The following is a 16,908-nucleotide window of genomic DNA, read 5'->3' as shown; positions in this document are numbered from 1 at the left end:
ATTACGCCTTTTTAGCCTCTGCTTTTTTCTGGAACATTCCGCCCTTAATCAATACAGAGAATAAGTAATAAATAGCTGGGTCTATTTTTTCATTTTTATTAGTAATGCAATTTTTAAGGGCTGACAAATACCATTCCGTATTTTTGAAAATAGAATAAAAATTCTGTTCAGAATCAGGAGGACGTCGGGCAATCCCTATTTCTTTATCAGCCCCAAACTCATGCACTCGTAATCTTTTACTTGCATCCTCATCCCACCAATCATCTATTGACTGAAGGGCTGCTCCTATTTTTACTGAATTAAAACTTACAGCGTAACGGCCATCTGCACACTTAGCTTTTACAAACTGTTTTGAGGCCTCTCCTTGCTTAACCTTGTCGTTAAGGATTTGGCTTGGGTAAATCTCTTGGCAAAATGAGGCTTCTATTTTCGCGGTTATATCAGCACTCCAAAACACATTGGGATCAGTTAATGCGCTCTCAATTTCATTACTAAGCTCTTCCAATACTTTTAGATCATCAGAAGCCCATTTGCTTTCCCAAGCTAACTTACGAGTGTTATCGATTAAATAACAACTCCCTTTGCTGGTTTTAATTTCAATTTGAGTGTTGCCGGTGTTTTGATTACGCCAAAGCCATGTACCTATCAAAATATTTCGACAATATCTTACTGCTAGCTCTTTATAACCACCGCATTCTTTAAATGTTTCTGCCAACTCTTTTAATAAAGAAAAAACCTCTGGATCACTACAGCCTGAAGGGACCAACGAGTTAGCCTGTACTCTCAAAGAAAACCGACAAAATATATGCTCCACATTTGGAGGTACATAACACTCTTCTAGAGTTAATATATTATTATGTGTTAAGTCCTGAGGTGAGATGTTTTTTGGTGAAAACTGCGGAGTGAATGCTTCAGTAAAACCAGATTTTGGGCCTCTGATCTTATTTACGTCAGCCTCTAAAGGAACAAAATCAGAGTCAGCCGTTTTATAAAAAAACACAGCTTTACTAGGGTAAAGCGAGCGATCATATTTTAATATATTACATAGTTCCATTGAGCACCTTACGGTCAAACTTTTTTCATTAGCATAAACTTTTCTTGTGCATCTAGCACCCAAAAAGCGCTATTAAAATAGTTACTAATACCTTTTAACCTAACACTAATGGCCGTTTCGTATTTCACCACTCCTATTGCTGGTTCAGCATAACAATGTAGTTTTTCAAGCGCTCCTACTCTAGCCATCGGTTCAGTAAGTAACATATATCCCATCATGGATGGGCTTAGTTTAGAGTCACTATTTAATAGTAAGAGTAGCTCATCTAAATCCTGTATTTTGTGCTCAGTTGGCATAACCCAACAACCAGATAAAGGGAGTCGCCTTAACTTTTCAAATAACTGATTTTCACTACTATACAAACAGCACCAATTTATATTTGAATTAAGCTCAGGTTGATGCATAACACCACCTGCAAAGTTAGATGGAAAATGCGCTTTCAAAATGTCAGGCTTACTATCTACTGCCTGTAAGTCATCTTCATAACCATCAATGTGTATTATTAAATCAAATACCAAATCACAGTATTTGCCATCGATAATTCCCGGCCGCTTAAGCCTACTTTGCTGAGCGCCTTGAAGGCTAAGTTCAGGCAGCTTTTTTCCTGCTACAGCAGAATAATCTCTAATAAACCAAGAAAAAGATGTGAACCGTACATTTATCCCAAGCGCTTCATTAAGCTTTCTTTGGTAGCTATGAAGCATCCCCCAAACAGCGGTTAAAGATGGAATACCTGAGCAGTAAGGGTTCGATAACGCTTGCGCATCAAACACACGTATACCGCTTAAATGAAGATAGCGATAATGTTCAGCATCTTCTTCAATCAGTACATGTTTTTGATCTGTAAGATTAACAAGCAACCATTGTAAAGCTGCTTTTAAAGGGCTCATTAATTTAGGATGAAAAGCATACCTTTGTGTCATGCTCACACCGCCAAGCATTTCATTTAGTAACCTAAATAAAGGAATAGTTAGCGAAGGGAGTTCATTGTCGGGTAGCAATAGTATTTTATACTCTAGTTGGTCTGAAGCACTCTCAAGTTGTTCTAAGTCACTTCCATTTTCAATAACATCCAAGCGCCATTCAAATACAGGTAAAAACCATTCTAAAAGCGTGTTTCTCAGCTCTTTAATGTTTTTTACTTTTTGTTGTCTACGCTGTTTAAGAGCCAGCGCATCATTACTAAATATAATACCTTCTAAAGCTTTAATTAATTCCGGCTTTAATAGTGCTCCAACGTTAAATACTGTTTGCCCATTGTTTAATTTAAATGCTCGTGAGTTACTTAAACCATGATATTTACTTCGTATCTTAGGAGGGTAATTAAGCACATTAACAACCCCACCTAAGGAAGCAGCTAACATACTGACAGCAGCAGGACGCGTAAACTCTACACTGCTAAATCGAGCTCGCTTATCAATTGCCACCTGCTGAATTTTTGATTGAACTACATGGCTGATAACAGGCGTAACAGCCACATAACCATCATGATAAGGCATTCTTACTTGGCGAGAGTAGCGGTCAACAGAGTCGGGAATGGCCTCTTCAGGCAATGATGTTTTAATAGTTACACATAAGCTTTTAAATGCCTTAACGGATAACCCAAGAGAGGTAAATGCGTATTTCCAGTTATCAGAGTTTATAGCCAACACTTGCGCCAAACAATAATCTTCATCTTGCCATTTAAAGTAACTAACAAATAATTTAGCAAAATTAACTTTAGCTGAGTCATGTGACCAGCCATAGGTTTTAGGATAGTTAGCACTACTCAAAACATAAGAGTGCAATGTTGGAGGCTCTACGGCTAAATTTTGCTTACTGACTCTAATGTCAGGGTACTTTAAATTATGAGTATGAAACCACGCTATTTCCTTAATACATTTATTAATATGCTCTTCACTTTTTAAAGCCTGTTTTGCTAGCTTTTTATCCAGCAAGTCATCAACTTGGTTTTTTCGATAAGTCAGGTTTAACAAAATAATCAGAGCAACGGCTTCGCTGCCTGTTATATCAATCATTGCCGTATAAGGGCTAAAAGCACGACGTAATAATCTATCTCGCTCAGTGGTGTCTGTAATCTCTAGCAGTTCTTTTAAATGCATATACTCACCATGCCGACAAATACATTCTAGCTTTGTCATTTCCAAAACTGGTTTTGTACTCTATAACATGCCTTAAAAAAAACACGCCCTTATAAGGGTTGATCCGTTGATTCATTTTATGACGAAATGCCGTTTGCAAAATACCATCTTGGTACAGCCTATATACCTGCTCTACTGAGGTGCCTAACAAAGTTGCAGCCTCCAATACACTTACTAATAAGTCTGCTGCGTTGGGCTTTTTAGTTTTAGGATTACTCTCAACCAAAGTAACTAAATAATCTAATAGAGCCCTATAAATAAGGTGAGATTCCCTCTGATTTTGAGTACTCGGGCAAGCCAAAATAGCATCACCAAAAATAAACTTAAACTCAGTCTTATTAAACAAATCTATTAGCTTCATTTCTGCATTTTTACTTAATTCTTCAAGCTCTTTGTAAAAAACTGTGGGCCATTTATCAAAGTAACCTACAACCTCGTCTAAACAAAAGTTATTTGTTTGAGAATACCGCTCCTGATACCAAAGGAGCGCAGCAAAGCGTTCTGTGAGCGTGGAGTTATTAAATAGCGGGTTGCTATCATTGCGCTCACTTTTATCCAGCAATCTATTTAAATGCTCAATACTTAATATATTTGCAGGCGATGTACGAGCGCAAGAAAGTTCAAAATCGCATGAACAATGAGTAATTGACTCATTCTCGATATAGTTAATTGGAGCGCAGCATTCTGGGCAGTTATGTAGCAAAGCACACTGATGTTTAGTGCACGCATTTACCCACTTTATGTGCCAGCTTTGTTTTATGTAAGCTTCTTCTGCAAGACATTGTGGGCATACCGGAATCGAATCAACAGCACCTTCAGCGTGGTAACGAATAAATTTCTGGGGAATATCTACGCCATTTTTGTATAAGGCAGCTGAGGAGTTAAATTTAAAATCTGACTTTAGCAAAGCCAGTTTTTGTAGCTCGTATCGAGGTAAATCGAGTAGTGTTTCAAGTAGCCCTAAAGCCCGCATTCTAAAGTGGCTATTGTGCTTGGCGTGGTAAACGTTGAGCCTTTTTAAATCTACTGGGAATGCACCATGCGCCTCAAAATCAAGCTCATGTAGTTCTTCGCGAATAGCTAAACTTAACCCTTCATACGAGTCAAAAAAATTCTCTGACACGACCCGTAATAAGTAACTTTCCAACGACTCCTCAGAAAATGCCCGAGCCTTGGGAGAAAATAGAAAAGCCATCCAACACCTTAAAACTTAGAAATACTAAGCTTTAAGTTAGATTCTTTTGATTAAACTTGCAAACAATATTGCTATAAACACCAAAGAAATCCATATAGCTTATTGCTTTAAAATGAGTATTAATAATTAAAATTGAGATTGAGATTGAGATTGAGATTGAGATTGAGATTGAGATTGAGATTGAGATTGAGATTGAGATTGAGATTATCAAAAATCGCAAAACTGTTTTGTAAAAACAACAACAATAACCACTATTTATTAATGAATTAGTAAACTAAACTAGCGGAAAGTTTACATTTTTGTATGTTAATTATGCTTATAAAATCAAAAAACGAAGATCTTGAAACATTTATCACTATTGCCAATACAGGTAGCTTTACAAGTGCAGCCAATCAGTTAGACACGCAAGTTGCAAAAGTTTCACGTGCCATTACAAGGTTAGAATGTGATTTGAAAGTAACTTTATTTAATCGAAGTACTCGTCGAATTGACCTAACTGAAGAAGGACAGCTGTTTTTAGAATATGTAACAGAAGGGTTGGATATAATTAGTAGAGGGGAAGAAGCTCTTAATAACTTACAAAGTAACCCCGCAGGTAAGTTGAGGGTCGATGCCGCAAGCCCATTTTTATATCACCAGCTTATTCCGTATATAGAAGATTTTCAACTAGCTTACCCTGGTATTACACTCGAGCTATTATCTAATGAAAGTATTGTTGACCTCATCGAAAAAAAGACAGACATAGCAATCAGAATAGGGAAACTCAGTGATTCTAACCTGTACGCTAAAAAGCTCGGACTAAGTAAACTTCGTATTGTTGCAAGCCCTCGCTACTTGAACAAAAAAGGGGCCCCTACTTGTATTGATGATTTAAAAGAACACCAAATTATAGGCTTTGCAGATTCCCCAAAACTGAATAACTGGTTCTTAAAAGATACTATTAGTTTAAAACCATCTATTACTGCCAGTAGTGGAGAAGCAATCAGGCAATTGTGTATAAATGGAAATGGTATAGCAGTGTTGTCAGATTTTATGGTTAAAAAAGATATTGAAAAACAAGTTTTAGTTGAAATACTGCCTAATTCTATTTTAAGCCCTAACCCCCGAGAAGATGTACATGCTGTTTATAATAAAAACTCAGTTCTCTCATCCAGAATCAGCGCTTTTATTGATTTTTTCTCTACAAAAATAAGCCTATGAAAAAAAATGGGGCTTTGCCCCATTTTACTATTAAAAACTGTATTTAGCCGAAAACATTAATCGAGTCAGCTCTACATCAGTACCATTTTCTTGTTTATTGTTTGCATGCATTAACTCCACGCCAAAGGTTGTATTTGCAGTCGGTGAATAAAGTAAATTTACATAACCAGAATAGCTTGATTTATTAATCGCTTTATTAGAAATCACCGTTGGATTATCTGCCGTAATACCCGATAAAGTTAAACTAGAGCGTAGTTTTTCATTCCAAAAATGCCTATAAGCCATAAAACCAGACACCGTTCTAATGCGTTTGGTATCCCCTTCTGCGTTTAATGTCGCCGCATTAATGTAATTTAATGCTGCGTAGCGACCTAGCCCTTCACCCGCTGTAATAGTAAATCGAAAGTCATCCATATTGCCTATGGGTAACTTACCGGCCAAACTCACCCCATAACCGAATTCATCTGCTTTAATTTTGTCTTGGTTAACTTTAGAGTCCAAAGAAACTCTTCTAAAAACGGATGATAGGTTAAGTTGAGCATTATTTTCATTAAGAAAATTGTATCTCAATACAACATCAGGTAACCAGCCAGAGCCCGATGTTACTCTTGATTCAGTCTCTACACTTGTAAACGTGCTTTCAGGGTTTTCTAATGACACTTGAAACTTACCATTGGTATAACGTATTTGCCCTTGGCGTATAAATGGCGAACCATCTGCTGCGCTAGAAAAATCTAAATTATCAGGCAAAACTGATGGATTTTGGAACGTTGACCAATTTTGCCCTATGGTCCATTTATCATAATTTAAATAAGCGAGCCTCAGCCGTGGAGAGTAACCATTGTCAATTCTTTCACTTCCATCAAAGTGCGTCATAAAATCGAGCTCTATAAAGCCGCTGACTTTTACGCCATCAATATCATTTTGCGCTGCGATATTGAAACGACTTTCTCTGGCATGAAAATCTAAAACATTTTTACCATTGTTTGAATCACCTGAAATGGTCCCCGGAATATAAGATTGCCTAGAAATCGAATTAGTATCTGGCGCGCCATTACTATAATGACTAAGCATTAAATCTGCTTTTATGTAACCACCAATCGTAATGTCTGTTTGGTTAAGTGATGACGCATAAGCATTTGATGTAACTAATGCAGTAAGTGTAGCTAACAGTGTTGGTTTGATTTTTAAATAGTTCATAAATACCGCGACAAAGAGACTTATTAAGTGACTTTGTCGTTAATAAGGACAGCGCTTAGGTTAAGCGCTGATAATTAATAAAAGGGGTGAATTGATTAATCGACGGTTTAAGCGTATTTACTCAACGTCATTTACATTGATTTTGTAAATAGTAAACGGAGGCTTACTCGCGTCTTTCCCTTGGTTTAAGCCAGGTAAATTATGAAGCTGGTTAGCTACCACATATAGCCAACCATCTTGGCTTAAGGCAACACCATCAGGCCACGAAAGCTTTTCATCTTGTACCACCACGTGATAGCCATCTTCTTTTACAACACCAATAGCGCTATTTTCAACGTCAGTGACGTAAACATCACCATGCGCATCAACAGTAAAGCCGTCTGTACGTGGCTTGTTTCTATAAAACTCAATAAAGCCACTGAGTTGTTCGTAGTTTAGTGAGTCATCAGCCAAGGCATCTGCCGGAATACGGTGAATAGTGGTGCCACCCATTGGGCCAAAATATACCCACTCTTGTTGAGGGTCGATAGCGATAGGGTTTAAGCCGTATTGATGATAAACAGCGTCACCTTTACTATCTGAATGAGCAACAATTCTGCCCTCTACAAAAATAGGTTTACCATCTGACTGGAAAGACTCATGGTTTTCTAATGTGCGACGCACTTCACCTGTTTCTAGGTCCACTACTAAAATAGCGGGAGCTGGTGTAGTGCCTGTTTTTTTATCAAGTGTCATATCGGCCAAATAAGCACGATTACGTTTAGTATCTATAGCAATATCTTGAATAAACGAGTGTTTATCTACTACACCACTTGGAAAAACAATAGAACGATGTAGCTTATTAGCATACGTGTCCCAACCGATTAATTTTGGTGTATGTTGCTTGTTGCCCATATCTAGCACCCACAAAATACCATTTGTATCGGCTTTTATACCTATAGTAGATGCGATGCCTTTACCATGCTCGCCCGCTTTTCCGGCCCATTCTAAATTTGGGTAGGGTCTGGTTGAGCCATCAGCCAGCACTTCTCGCACATGTATATCTGGGTTCACCAGTGCAGACATAGTTACTATTAATTTGCCATCTACAGTAAGTGTTGGGTTACCCGGGCGAGCGTCTTCAAATTTAGCAACTAACTCTAAATCAGCTGCCATTACAGATGCTGAGCTGAGTGAGGCTGAAACGATTGCAGCAATAGCAAGTACGTGTTTTTTTATTTTCATTGTATATCTCCTAAATTAATTATTTAGAAAGCTCTATAGTGAGCCCTTTTTTTTAAAGCAAGGAGATTATGTAAGGGTTTCTAAATGTTAAAAACGCTATTGTTGTTAAATCTATTTTGTTAAAAATGAAATAATAAAATTAAACTAATTCTTATTTATAGTGATTGCACAAGCTTTAATTAGTTGTATTCACTATTATTTTAATTGCTCGTTAATTGCAAAAAGTGAAAAAGAGTTTTGTGCTTTCAACTATCAATTATTCACGTTGTTTTAAATATAGTAGGCCACGTCATAGCAAATATGCTTTGCACCTCTAAAATTAAATACAAGGTAATAGCAATATGAAAGCACATAAAAAATTGAAAATAGCCACTGCTCTAAGTGCAGTACTTACACTTTCTGCTGGTGTTAACGCGGCCGATCAAGTACCTACTTCAAAGTGGGGGGCTGATGATGAAATTGGCGCAATGAATTACATTACTCCAAGCTCAGTATTAACGGCATCAAAATTGATAAAGCAAGGTAAAGTGTATGCTTTAGGCATGGCGGTAAATAAAGATACTCCAGCGTTTCGTCACCGTTACTTTGAAGTTCATACGTCGCAGCCTGAACCTAAAACATTTGGTACAAATAAATTTACTTATGTCGATGACCAAATTATTGGCTGGACTGGTGTAGGCTCTCAAATTAATGGCCTTGCGCACTATGGTCGCGACAACGTTCATTATAACGGCCATAAAGTATCTGATTTTATGACTGTAACAGGTGTTAAAAAACTCGGTCTAGAGAAAGTCCCACCAATGGTTTCTCGTGGTGTATTATTAGATATGCGTCCTTATTTTAACCAAGATATAGTGAGCGAAGGCACCACCTTTAATAAAAAAGAAATTGACGCAGTAGCCAAACAACAAGGCGTAGATATTCAAAAAGGCGATGTTGTTTTATTTTGTACCGGTTGGTCTGACTTAATGGGTAAAGATAACGAACGTTACCTTGCGGGCGGCCCAGGTATTGGTGTTGAAGGTGGTAAGTACCTTGCCGAAAAAGGCGTTATTGCAGTAGGTGCCGATAACTGGTCATCTGAAGCCGTTCCGCATGAAGACCCTAGTCTTTCATTTCCTGTAAACCAAATGATGGCCACAAATTACGGCGTACACGTGCTTGAAAACATTTTGTGTGACGACCTAGCAAAAGATCAAGCATGGGAATTTATGTTTGTACTTGGCCACCCTCTATACGAAGGCTCTACTCAGGTGCAAATTAACCCTGTCGCTATTTTGTAAACCCCATTTAGACATAGTTATTTAACGGTAAACGAGATGCAACCACATCTTGTTTGCCGCTTTTTTGTGGCTTCCCTTCCCCTTTTATACTAGCCAATATCTCATACTATGAATCCGCGTAAAATTGCCGTTATAACTGTTCTATTAAACCCACTACTGGGCCCCGTATTATATTAAAAATAACAAGCTAATATTTTTACTTTTGCATTTTTAACAAAATTGTTTTGAGAAATACGCTGTGTTTCTTCTCCTTAAATTAGATGAAAATTACCCCACATTAATTATTTGAGGAACTACAAATGCCCTTAGCATTATTGGCGCTTACACTCAGCGCATTCGCTATAGGAACAACTGAGTTTGTAATTGTTGGCTTAGTACCAACTATTGCAGCAGACTTAGGTGTTTCACTACCATCAGCAGGCTTATTAGTCAGCTTATACGCACTTGGTGTAGCTATTGGTGCGCCAGTGCTAACAGCATTAACCGGTCGTTGGAATCGTAAATCTGTTTTATTGGTTTTAATGGCTTTATTTGTCGCAGGTAACCTACTTGCTTGGCAAGCCCCAAGTTATGAAACCCTAATAGTAGCCCGAATCCTAACAGGGTTGGCTCATGGCGTGTTTTTCTCTATTGGTTCAACCATTGCAACGAGCTTAGTTGCTAAAGAAAAAGAAGCCAGCGCAATCGCAATCATGTTTACAGGCTTAACCGTAGCCTTAGTGACCGGTGTGCCTTTAGGTACGTGGATTGGGCAAGAACTGGGCTGGAGAGCAACATTTTTAATCGTTTCTATATTGGGCTTAATCGCACTTATTGGTAGCGCGATTCTTGTACCATCAAACTTAAAAAAAGCGGTACCGGCAAAAATCTCAGAGCAACTAAAAGTGCTAACACAGCCTAGATTACTTTTAGTTTACGCTATTACAGCTGTTGGCTACGGCGGCACTTTCGTAGCCTTTACCTATTTAGCCCCAATTTTAGAGCAGGTTTCTGGTTTCGAATCCAGTTCAATTGGCTTAATTATGCTTGTTTATGGAGTTTCAGTAGCAATAGGCAATATTTGGGGTGGAAAACTAGCTGACCGCATGGGGCCAGTAAAAGCGTTAACAGGTATTTTTAGCGCACTCGCTATCATTCTTTTTGTATTTACATTTACAGCTGGTAATCAAATTGGCGCTGTTTTAACACTACTTATCTGGGGCGCCTTCGCTTTTGGTAACGTACCAGGTCTGCAAGTCTATGTTGTGCAGCTAGCACAAAAACATACGCCTAATGCTGTAGATGTTGCATCTGGTTTAAATATAGCCGCTTTTAATGTCGGTATTGCAATTGGCTCAATCATTGGCGGTGTTGTTGTAGAAGACATGGAGTTAATGGACACACCTTGGGTAGGCGCATCAATTGTTATATTTGCCATTGTATTAACACGACTATCGGGTTTTCTAGATTCACGAGAACAAGTGAAAGCTATTTAAATTTAATCCCGAATTTTTTCTTCGAAAGAGGCTGATTATGACTATTGATAAATTAAAAAACTTGGGCTTTTCAATTGGTGTTGAACTGCCACTAGACAATGACTGGTCAAGAGATGGCCAACAAAAACGAATTAAAGAAGGCAAGCCTTTTGGTGTGCCTGATATGTCGCAGCATAAAGAGCGCATTATATTAGCCGATGAGCTTGGCTTTAGTACTGCATGGGTAAGAGACGTGCCACTGTACGACCCTAACTTTGGTGATGCTGCACAAGTATTTGAAGCGTTTACATACTTAGGCTACCTAGCGGGTATTACAAACAATATTTTACTAGGTACTGCGGCTGTTGTTCTGCCATTAAGACAGCCTTGGCTTGTGAAAAAATCAGCGAACACAATGGCTGAGCTAAGCAACAACCGCTTAATTTTAGGTGTAGCAAGTGGTGATAGACCCTCAGAATATCCTTTATTTAATGTTGATTACGCCGCTCGTGGCCAGCTTTTTAGAGAAGCTATTGAGGTGTTAAAGGATGAGTCTGACTCTCAATTACAACCGGGGCAAAAAATATACCCTCAAGTAGCGCAATACCCTATTTACGCCGCAGGCCTTGCACAACAATCGCCGCAATTTATAGGTGAAAACCTCGATGGATGGTTAGCGTATCCAGGTACACCTGACGATCATGTAAAACGTGTAGCGCTATGGCGAAGCGTTGCAGGTGACAAACCTTATGTAAGCTTTATTCATTTAGATTTTGTAGACAACCCAGACGCACCCATTGAGAGACACCACTTTGGGGTTAGAACCGGAGTCAATGGCTTAATAAAAGAGCTAAACAGCATGAAGGCTGCTGGCGTAGATCATATTGGCCTTCATTTTAGACGCAATGAAATAAATATCGAACAAAGCATGGAAGACATAGCAAAAAATGTCTTACCCGTTTTTCATAAATAAAGGACACGTAATGAACATAAATTTAAACACAATGCCAAAATTAGGTATGGGTACTTTTCGCTTAGAAGACGAAGTGGCTTACAACTCTGTAAAAATGGCGTTAGAAGTTGGTTATAAGCATATAGATACTGCACAAATTTATGGCAACGAAGCGCAAGTAGGCCAAGCTATTAGTGACAGCGGCGTAGCTAGAGCCGATATTTTTATCACTACAAAAGTATGGAATGCTAACTTAAACAAAGCATCATTCATTGATAGTGTTAAAGAAAGCCTAAATAAACTGCAAACTGATTATGTAGATTTGTTATTGATACACTGGCCATCTCCAGAGAACGATGAACCGATGGAAGAGTATTTAGGTGAGCTAGTTAAAGCTAAAGAGCTAGGCCTTGCTAAAAATATTGGCGTATCAAATTTCACTATTGACTTGCTTAAACAGGCTATGGCTATTTTGCCTAACGGTGAAATTTTTACTAACCAAGTAGAAGTTCACCCTTACTTAACAAACGAGTCATTACGCGAATTTTGCAGTGAAAATAACATTCATGTGACAGGTTATATGCCATTTGCTGTTGGTAAAGTTCTCAAAGATGAAACCATTATTGATATTGCCAATAGTCATAATAAGGCTCCTTCTGAGGTTGTTATTGCGTGGGCACTTGCGAATGGATTAACAACGATTCCTTCATCAACTAAAAGAAGTAATCTAATAACTAATTTAGCTGGCCCTGATTTAACACTTAGTGCTAAAGAAATAACCGCGATTGATCAATTAAATAAAAACGATCGCCAAGCATCACCTGACTTTTCTCCACAGTGGGATAACTAAAATGAACAGCTGCGATTTAGCGTGGCAGTTTGAAGAGGCAGGCTCCCCCCTGCTTCTATCTTCAATTGCACCACCTTTAAACATAAACGAAAATGAAATTGTTGTTTTAAACAAAGCAATTGGTATAAACCCTGTTGATTGGAAATTTATAAAAGCCAACCCATTAGCTTGGCCGTCAGGCTTTATACCTGGTGTGGATGGCGCAGGAATTGTTATTAAAACAGGCGCTAGCGTACCTAAAGAGTTTATAGGCAGCTCGGTTTGCTATCATCAATCGCTGCTTTTACCTGGCAGTTTTGCAACATACACAGTGTTAAAATTTCAACGAGTAATGAGACTTCCGCAAAGCTTTTCTTTATCTAAGGCTGCAAGCTTACCGTGCCCTATGCTCACTGCAATACAGGCATTTAATAAAGTGCCAAGCATGCAAAATAAAAAGGTGTTGGTTTCTGGCTTTGGTGCAGTTACCAAAATCCTTATACAGCTGCTCCATAAAAATGGCGTTAAAATCGATTTACTCAGCCCAAGTGCGAATAAGACAGAGGCCTTATCACTTGGTGTAAATAAAGTGCTGAGAGAGCAAAGCCAATGCCAGCAACAATACCGCGCCGTATTTGATGCTAAAGGCCAACAAAGTGCTACTAAACTTGCAAGCTACCTTAAAGCTAACGGCCACTTAGTCTGTATTCAAGATAGAATTGAGGAACCGCTGTTCCCTGCATTTACCAGCTCAATCTCGTATCATGAAGTTGCTCTTGGCGCGTTGCACAACTATGGATATGAGCAAGACTGGGCTGAACTCATAAAAGAGGGAGAGGCATTAATAAGCCAGTTAGATAACCAAACCCTAACCACTGATACACCTAAAGTGTTTCCATTTGAAAAACTTAATGAGGCACTTGCTTTTAGTGAACAATCAAACGCAAAAACCGTAGTTAGCCAAAGTGCGTTATAACGCTTTTTTATGGAGCTCGCTTTAAATGGTGAACTCCATAAATCACATCCAAACTAAGCCTAGTAATTTAAACTTTTTTATTCGCTTTAAAACTCTGCGCTTGCTCAAATATTTCTTTATACACTTCATCGCGGCTGATTGGTGGGTATTTAAATTTAGCGAGTATTAAAATCAGCTCGACTTTGAGCGATGATTTAATGTCGTCACGGTTATTCCAATCTACAAATTTTACCTTGTCGTCTACGATAACTTTTACTGCTTGGGCGAGCTCTATTAGTTTATCTTCGGGGTAGTCAAAGTCGTACTTAACCGCTAACATTTTTAGGGCGTCGTAAAAGCCTTTTTCTTCAATATCGATTCCTAGCTCGTCGCCGGCGTTCATTTCGTCGCGTACGCTGTAAATCATATCAACCATGCTTTCTGAAAAGTCATCAAGTACACTACTTACCAATACGTCATCTTCTTTTCGTTCGTTGTAGCGCTGTACCAGAGATTCAAAGCGTTTAGTAAAATCGATACCTTGGGTTTGGTTTACTTTTTTAAGCTCGCCAATGGCTTTAGCTAGCATTTGTTGCAGTATTTTTATTTTGGTATTGGGGAGTTTTATTTTTTCTATTTTGGCGATGTAGTCGTCATTAAAAATGTCGATTTCGCCGCCGTCTTCATTGCCGAGTTTAAATACTTCCTCAACGCCGTCGCTTTGTAGGGCTTCGCTTATCATTTCGCGTACTTTGGCGTTCATTTGTGCGGTATCAGGCGCTTCGCCTTTGGTTAGCTTGTAAATAATAGAGCGAATGGCAAGGTAAAAGTGAATGTGGTTACGCTCACTCTCGTTTATTTTTTCACTGCCGCAGCATACATCGTAAGCGGCTTTTAAACGCTTAACTAAATCCATAAAGCGCTTTTGGCGTTTTTCGGTAATAAGCGCAAACTCGGCGGCGTGGTTTAAACAATTAAGCTGTGCAACGGCTTCACCGGTAAAATACGGGCTGCTGTCAAATTTATGAAATAACTGAGCAAGTAGCGCTAAGTGGTTTTTTACTTCGATAACCGAGGCGGTAATGTCTTCAAAATTAGTTTCGTCTGTTTTTGAATACTGCGCTAACGCTTTATTCATTTCAGATTTAATACCAATGTAGTCAACCACTAGCCCTTTATCTTTGCCTTCAAACTGGCGATTAACCCGCGAAATAGTTTGTATTAAGCTGTGCTTTTGCAGTGGTTTATCTATGTACATGGTATCTAAAAATGGCACGTCAAAACCGGTTAGCCACATATCTACCACTATGGCTATTTTAAAGTTTGAGTTTTTGTTCTTAAACTGCTTATCAAGCTCTTTACGCTCGTCTTTACTGCCAAGTAAATTATATAAGCGTTCAACGTCGTCTTTGCCACGCGTCATCACCATTTTTACTTTTTCAGAAGGGGCGGCAATACGGCCTTCGCTAATAGCGCGCTTTCGCTCGGTATCTGATAGCTTTTGCGCGTCATCAGTGTCTACTACATCAAACCACTGTGGGCGCAGTTCTTCTAGCTCTTGATACAGCTGATAGGCAATCCCGCGCGAGCTACACACAAACATCGCCTTTCCTGCAACCGTAGAGCCTTCCTCAGTGCGTTTCTCATAATGTTCAACAAAGTCCCTTGCTAATACACGTATGCGGTCAGGATCGCCTAGAATGCTATTCATGTTAGCGGTGGCTTTTTTACTGTCTTCTATTTGCAGCTCGTTACTGCCTGCATCGGCGCATTCTTTGTAGTAAGCCTCAATTTCTGCCAGCTTGCTATTGTTTAAACACACCTTGGCGGCGCGGCCTTCGTATACAATGCGTACGGTTATTTCATCTTTAACCGACTCAGTCATGGTGTACGAGTCAACCACTTCACCAAATACATCTAAAGTCGCGTCTACTGGGGTGCCTGTAAAACCAACATAGGTGGCGTTTGGCAGTGAGTCGTGCAGGTACTTTGCAAAACCGAAGGTCTTTTTTACACCTTTATCGGTAATGGTAATTTTTTGATCGAGATTTACTTGGCTACGATGCGCCTCATCAGAAATACAAATAACGTTAGTGCGATCAGTTAAAAGCAGGGTATCTTCGGTAAACTTGTGAATGGTGGTTAAAAATACCCCGCCACTGTTACGCCCTTCAAGCAATTCACGTAAGTGAGTACGGCTGGTCACAGTTTTTACCGTATCGTCGCCAATGTAGGTTTTAGCATTACCAAACTGCTGCGAAAGTTGATCGTCTAAATCAGTTCGGTCGGTAATTAAAATAATGGTGGGGCTTTTAAGTTCAACGCTTTTCATCAACAAGCGTGTTAAAAATTGCATGGTGTAACTTTTACCGCAACCCGTCGCGCCAAAGTAGGTACCGCCTTTACCATCGCCTTGTGGCTTTAAATGCAGCTTTATATTTTCGAACAATTTATTAGCCGCATAATATTGCGGGTAACGCGGCACAATTTTTATCTCTTTTTTACCGGCGTTTTTATTATCAGAGTCGGGGAAGAACACAAAATTACGCATTACATCGCGAAGGCACGCTTTATCAAACAAGCCCTGCAATAAGGTATGTAACGAGTTAATCCCCTCTTGCGCTGTGAGCTCTTGCCCCGTTACTTTTCCCCATGAGTAAAAAAACTGATACGGCGCAAATAAGTTACCCATTTTGTTGTTTACGCCATCGCTTATAACGCACAAGGTATTAAACACAAATAACTGCGGAATAGCGCGCCTATAGCGAACAGTTAATTGCTCATAGGCTTCAAATATGGGGGCTTGCTCGCGTATCGCGCTTTTAAATTCAAACACCACCAATGGCAATCCATTTACATATAAAATGCCATCGGGAATACGCAGTTCAATATTGTCGTAACTGGTGGGGCTTTCTATTTCTAGCTGGGTAACAAACCGGTAAATATTGTCGTCTTGCAGATAAGTAACGCTTGCTTCACTTACTTTATCTAAAACAGCCATAGCACTGCCTGCTATTAGGCTACTTTTAATGCCTTGCTCAACGTTATCGTAATCAAGCAGCTGAACATACAAATCTTTTTGCGCTGCACTGCCTGCAACCCTGCCACGCTCTCGTGTAAGCAAAAAGCCATCACTTAGCCACTTACAAAAGGTTTTATTGCTTTCGTATAAATCACTATGAGATAAATCTGTTAGTTGCTTAACAATTGAGTCTACTTCGCCGGTAGTAATATTATTTTTAGCGTAACGCTTGGTTAAAAAAGCACGGAGGTCTTCTTTAATTAATACCTCGCTATTATTGCGAGTGAGCTCACCACCTAGTAAATGCGGGTAGCCTTGCTCGCCTAATAGCTCAACCACCGCTTGTTCTAATTTGGCTTCAGTAAATTTCATCAAACATCCTTATTCTTTTTATATTGG

12 protein-coding genes are annotated in these 16,908 nt (G+C 39.1%); 6 read left to right on the top strand and 6 right to left on the bottom strand.

From position 1 onward, the window contains the following. Nucleotide 1 precedes the first annotated feature (1 nt). The 3 genes from csy3 to QUE46_RS02080 are packed head-to-tail and all read right to left on the bottom strand — an operon-like array spanning nucleotide 2 to nucleotide 4,390. Nucleotides 2–1,054 carry a type I-F CRISPR-associated protein Csy3 gene (csy3, locus tag QUE46_RS02090; protein WP_182752323.1) on the bottom strand — a complete coding sequence of 351 codons (1,053 nt, stop codon included), beginning with the start codon at nucleotides 1,052–1,054 and terminating at the stop codon, nucleotides 2–4. A 14-nt stretch (nucleotides 1,055–1,068) separates the two neighbouring features. Further along, nucleotides 1,069–3,156 (bottom strand): type I-F CRISPR-associated protein Csy2, encoded by a 2,088-nt coding sequence (locus QUE46_RS02085; protein WP_286246022.1) that lies wholly within the window; start codon nucleotides 3,154–3,156, stop codon nucleotides 1,069–1,071. A 4-nt stretch (nucleotides 3,157–3,160) separates the two neighbouring features. Then, a complete protein-coding gene (locus QUE46_RS02080; RefSeq protein WP_286246021.1) occupies nucleotides 3,161–4,390 on the bottom strand; it encodes a TniQ family protein in 1,230 nt (409 codons plus the stop codon). A gap of 312 nt (nucleotides 4,391–4,702) precedes the next feature. Here QUE46_RS02080 and QUE46_RS02075 point away from each other — a divergent pair, with 312 nt between their 5' ends. Next, the gene (locus QUE46_RS02075) at nucleotides 4,703–5,590 is read left to right on the top strand and encodes a LysR family transcriptional regulator (protein ID WP_126007423.1); all 888 of its coding nucleotides are present in this window, start codon (nucleotides 4,703–4,705) and stop codon (nucleotides 5,588–5,590) included. Between the two features lie 30 nt (nucleotides 5,591–5,620). Here QUE46_RS02075 and QUE46_RS02070 read toward each other — a convergent pair whose 3' ends face one another. Together QUE46_RS02070 and QUE46_RS02065 are read right to left on the bottom strand one after the other, a co-directional pair. Then, the gene (locus tag QUE46_RS02070) at nucleotides 5,621–6,790 is read right to left on the bottom strand and encodes a DcaP family trimeric outer membrane transporter (protein WP_286246020.1); all 1,170 of its coding nucleotides are present in this window, start codon (nucleotides 6,788–6,790) and stop codon (nucleotides 5,621–5,623) included. A 117-nt stretch (nucleotides 6,791–6,907) separates the two neighbouring features. Then, nucleotides 6,908–8,014 carry an L-dopachrome tautomerase-related protein gene (locus QUE46_RS02065; protein ID WP_286246019.1) on the bottom strand — a complete coding sequence of 369 codons (1,107 nt, stop codon included), beginning with the start codon at nucleotides 8,012–8,014 and terminating at the stop codon, nucleotides 6,908–6,910. Nucleotides 8,015–8,355: 341 nt separating this feature from the next. On the opposite strand from QUE46_RS02065, the gene QUE46_RS02060 reads away from it, so the two are divergent. The 5 genes from QUE46_RS02060 to QUE46_RS02040 all read left to right on the top strand — a co-directional run bounded on the left by QUE46_RS02060 (nucleotide 8,356) and on the right by QUE46_RS02040 (nucleotide 13,508). Continuing rightward, nucleotides 8,356–9,297 carry a cyclase family protein gene (locus tag QUE46_RS02060; RefSeq protein WP_286246018.1) on the top strand — a complete coding sequence of 314 codons (942 nt, stop codon included), beginning with the start codon at nucleotides 8,356–8,358 and terminating at the stop codon, nucleotides 9,295–9,297. Between the two features lie 299 nt (nucleotides 9,298–9,596). Further along, nucleotides 9,597–10,772, top strand: a complete 1,176-nt coding sequence (locus tag QUE46_RS02055; RefSeq protein ID WP_058154130.1) for an MFS transporter — start codon at nucleotides 9,597–9,599, stop codon at nucleotides 10,770–10,772. Nucleotides 10,773–10,809: 37 nt separating this feature from the next. Next, entirely contained in the window at nucleotides 10,810–11,724 is a 915-nt protein-coding gene (locus QUE46_RS02050; protein ID WP_286246017.1) for an LLM class flavin-dependent oxidoreductase, read from the top strand. A gap of 10 nt (nucleotides 11,725–11,734) precedes the next feature. Further along, a complete protein-coding gene (gene dkgB, locus QUE46_RS02045) occupies nucleotides 11,735–12,553 on the top strand; it encodes a 2,5-didehydrogluconate reductase DkgB (RefSeq protein WP_286246016.1) in 819 nt (272 codons plus the stop codon). Nucleotide 12,554: 1 nt separating this feature from the next. Further along, the gene (locus QUE46_RS02040) at nucleotides 12,555–13,508 is read left to right on the top strand and encodes an alcohol dehydrogenase catalytic domain-containing protein (protein ID WP_286246015.1); all 954 of its coding nucleotides are present in this window, start codon (nucleotides 12,555–12,557) and stop codon (nucleotides 13,506–13,508) included. A gap of 67 nt (nucleotides 13,509–13,575) precedes the next feature. Here QUE46_RS02040 and QUE46_RS02035 read toward each other — a convergent pair whose 3' ends face one another. After that, complete coding sequence (locus tag QUE46_RS02035) at nucleotides 13,576–16,881, bottom strand: type I restriction endonuclease subunit R (RefSeq protein WP_286246014.1); 3,306 nt, start codon at nucleotides 16,879–16,881, stop codon at nucleotides 13,576–13,578. Nucleotides 16,882–16,908 lie beyond the last annotated feature (27 nt).

The organism is Pseudoalteromonas sp. MM1 (assembly GCF_030296835.1).
In the GTDB taxonomy this organism is placed as follows: Bacteria; Pseudomonadota; Gammaproteobacteria; order Enterobacterales; family Alteromonadaceae; genus Pseudoalteromonas.
The sequence above is the reverse complement of the archived record's forward strand: the minus strand, read 5'-3'. Positions and strand labels throughout refer to the sequence as shown.

Excerpts from the sequence above, each read along its gene's own strand:
- QUE46_RS02070 (WP_286246020.1), bottom strand. The coding sequence starts at position 6,790 with ATGAACTATTTAAAAATCAAACCAACACTGTTAGCTACACTTACTGCA.
- QUE46_RS02050 (WP_286246017.1), top strand. The coding sequence starts at position 10,810 with ATGACTATTGATAAATTAAAAAACTTGGGCTTTTCAATTGGTGTTGAA.
- QUE46_RS02060 (WP_286246018.1), top strand. The coding sequence starts at position 8,356 with ATGAAAGCACATAAAAAATTGAAAATAGCCACTGCTCTAAGTGCAGTA.
- QUE46_RS02065 (WP_286246019.1), bottom strand. The coding sequence starts at position 8,014 with ATGAAAATAAAAAAACACGTACTTGCTATTGCTGCAATCGTTTCAGCC.
- dkgB (WP_286246016.1), top strand. The coding sequence starts at position 11,735 with ATGAACATAAATTTAAACACAATGCCAAAATTAGGTATGGGTACTTTT.
- QUE46_RS02080 (WP_286246021.1), bottom strand. The coding sequence starts at position 4,390 with ATGGCTTTTCTATTTTCTCCCAAGGCTCGGGCATTTTCTGAGGAGTCG.
- QUE46_RS02085 (WP_286246022.1), bottom strand. The coding sequence starts at position 3,156 with ATGCATTTAAAAGAACTGCTAGAGATTACAGACACCACTGAGCGAGAT.
- QUE46_RS02040 (WP_286246015.1), top strand. The coding sequence starts at position 12,555 with ATGAACAGCTGCGATTTAGCGTGGCAGTTTGAAGAGGCAGGCTCCCCC.
- QUE46_RS02055 (WP_058154130.1), top strand. The coding sequence starts at position 9,597 with ATGCCCTTAGCATTATTGGCGCTTACACTCAGCGCATTCGCTATAGGA.
- QUE46_RS02035 (WP_286246014.1), bottom strand. The coding sequence starts at position 16,881 with ATGAAATTTACTGAAGCCAAATTAGAACAAGCGGTGGTTGAGCTATTA.
- csy3 (WP_182752323.1), bottom strand. The coding sequence starts at position 1,054 with ATGGAACTATGTAATATATTAAAATATGATCGCTCGCTTTACCCTAGT.
- QUE46_RS02075 (WP_126007423.1), top strand. The coding sequence starts at position 4,703 with ATGCTTATAAAATCAAAAAACGAAGATCTTGAAACATTTATCACTATT.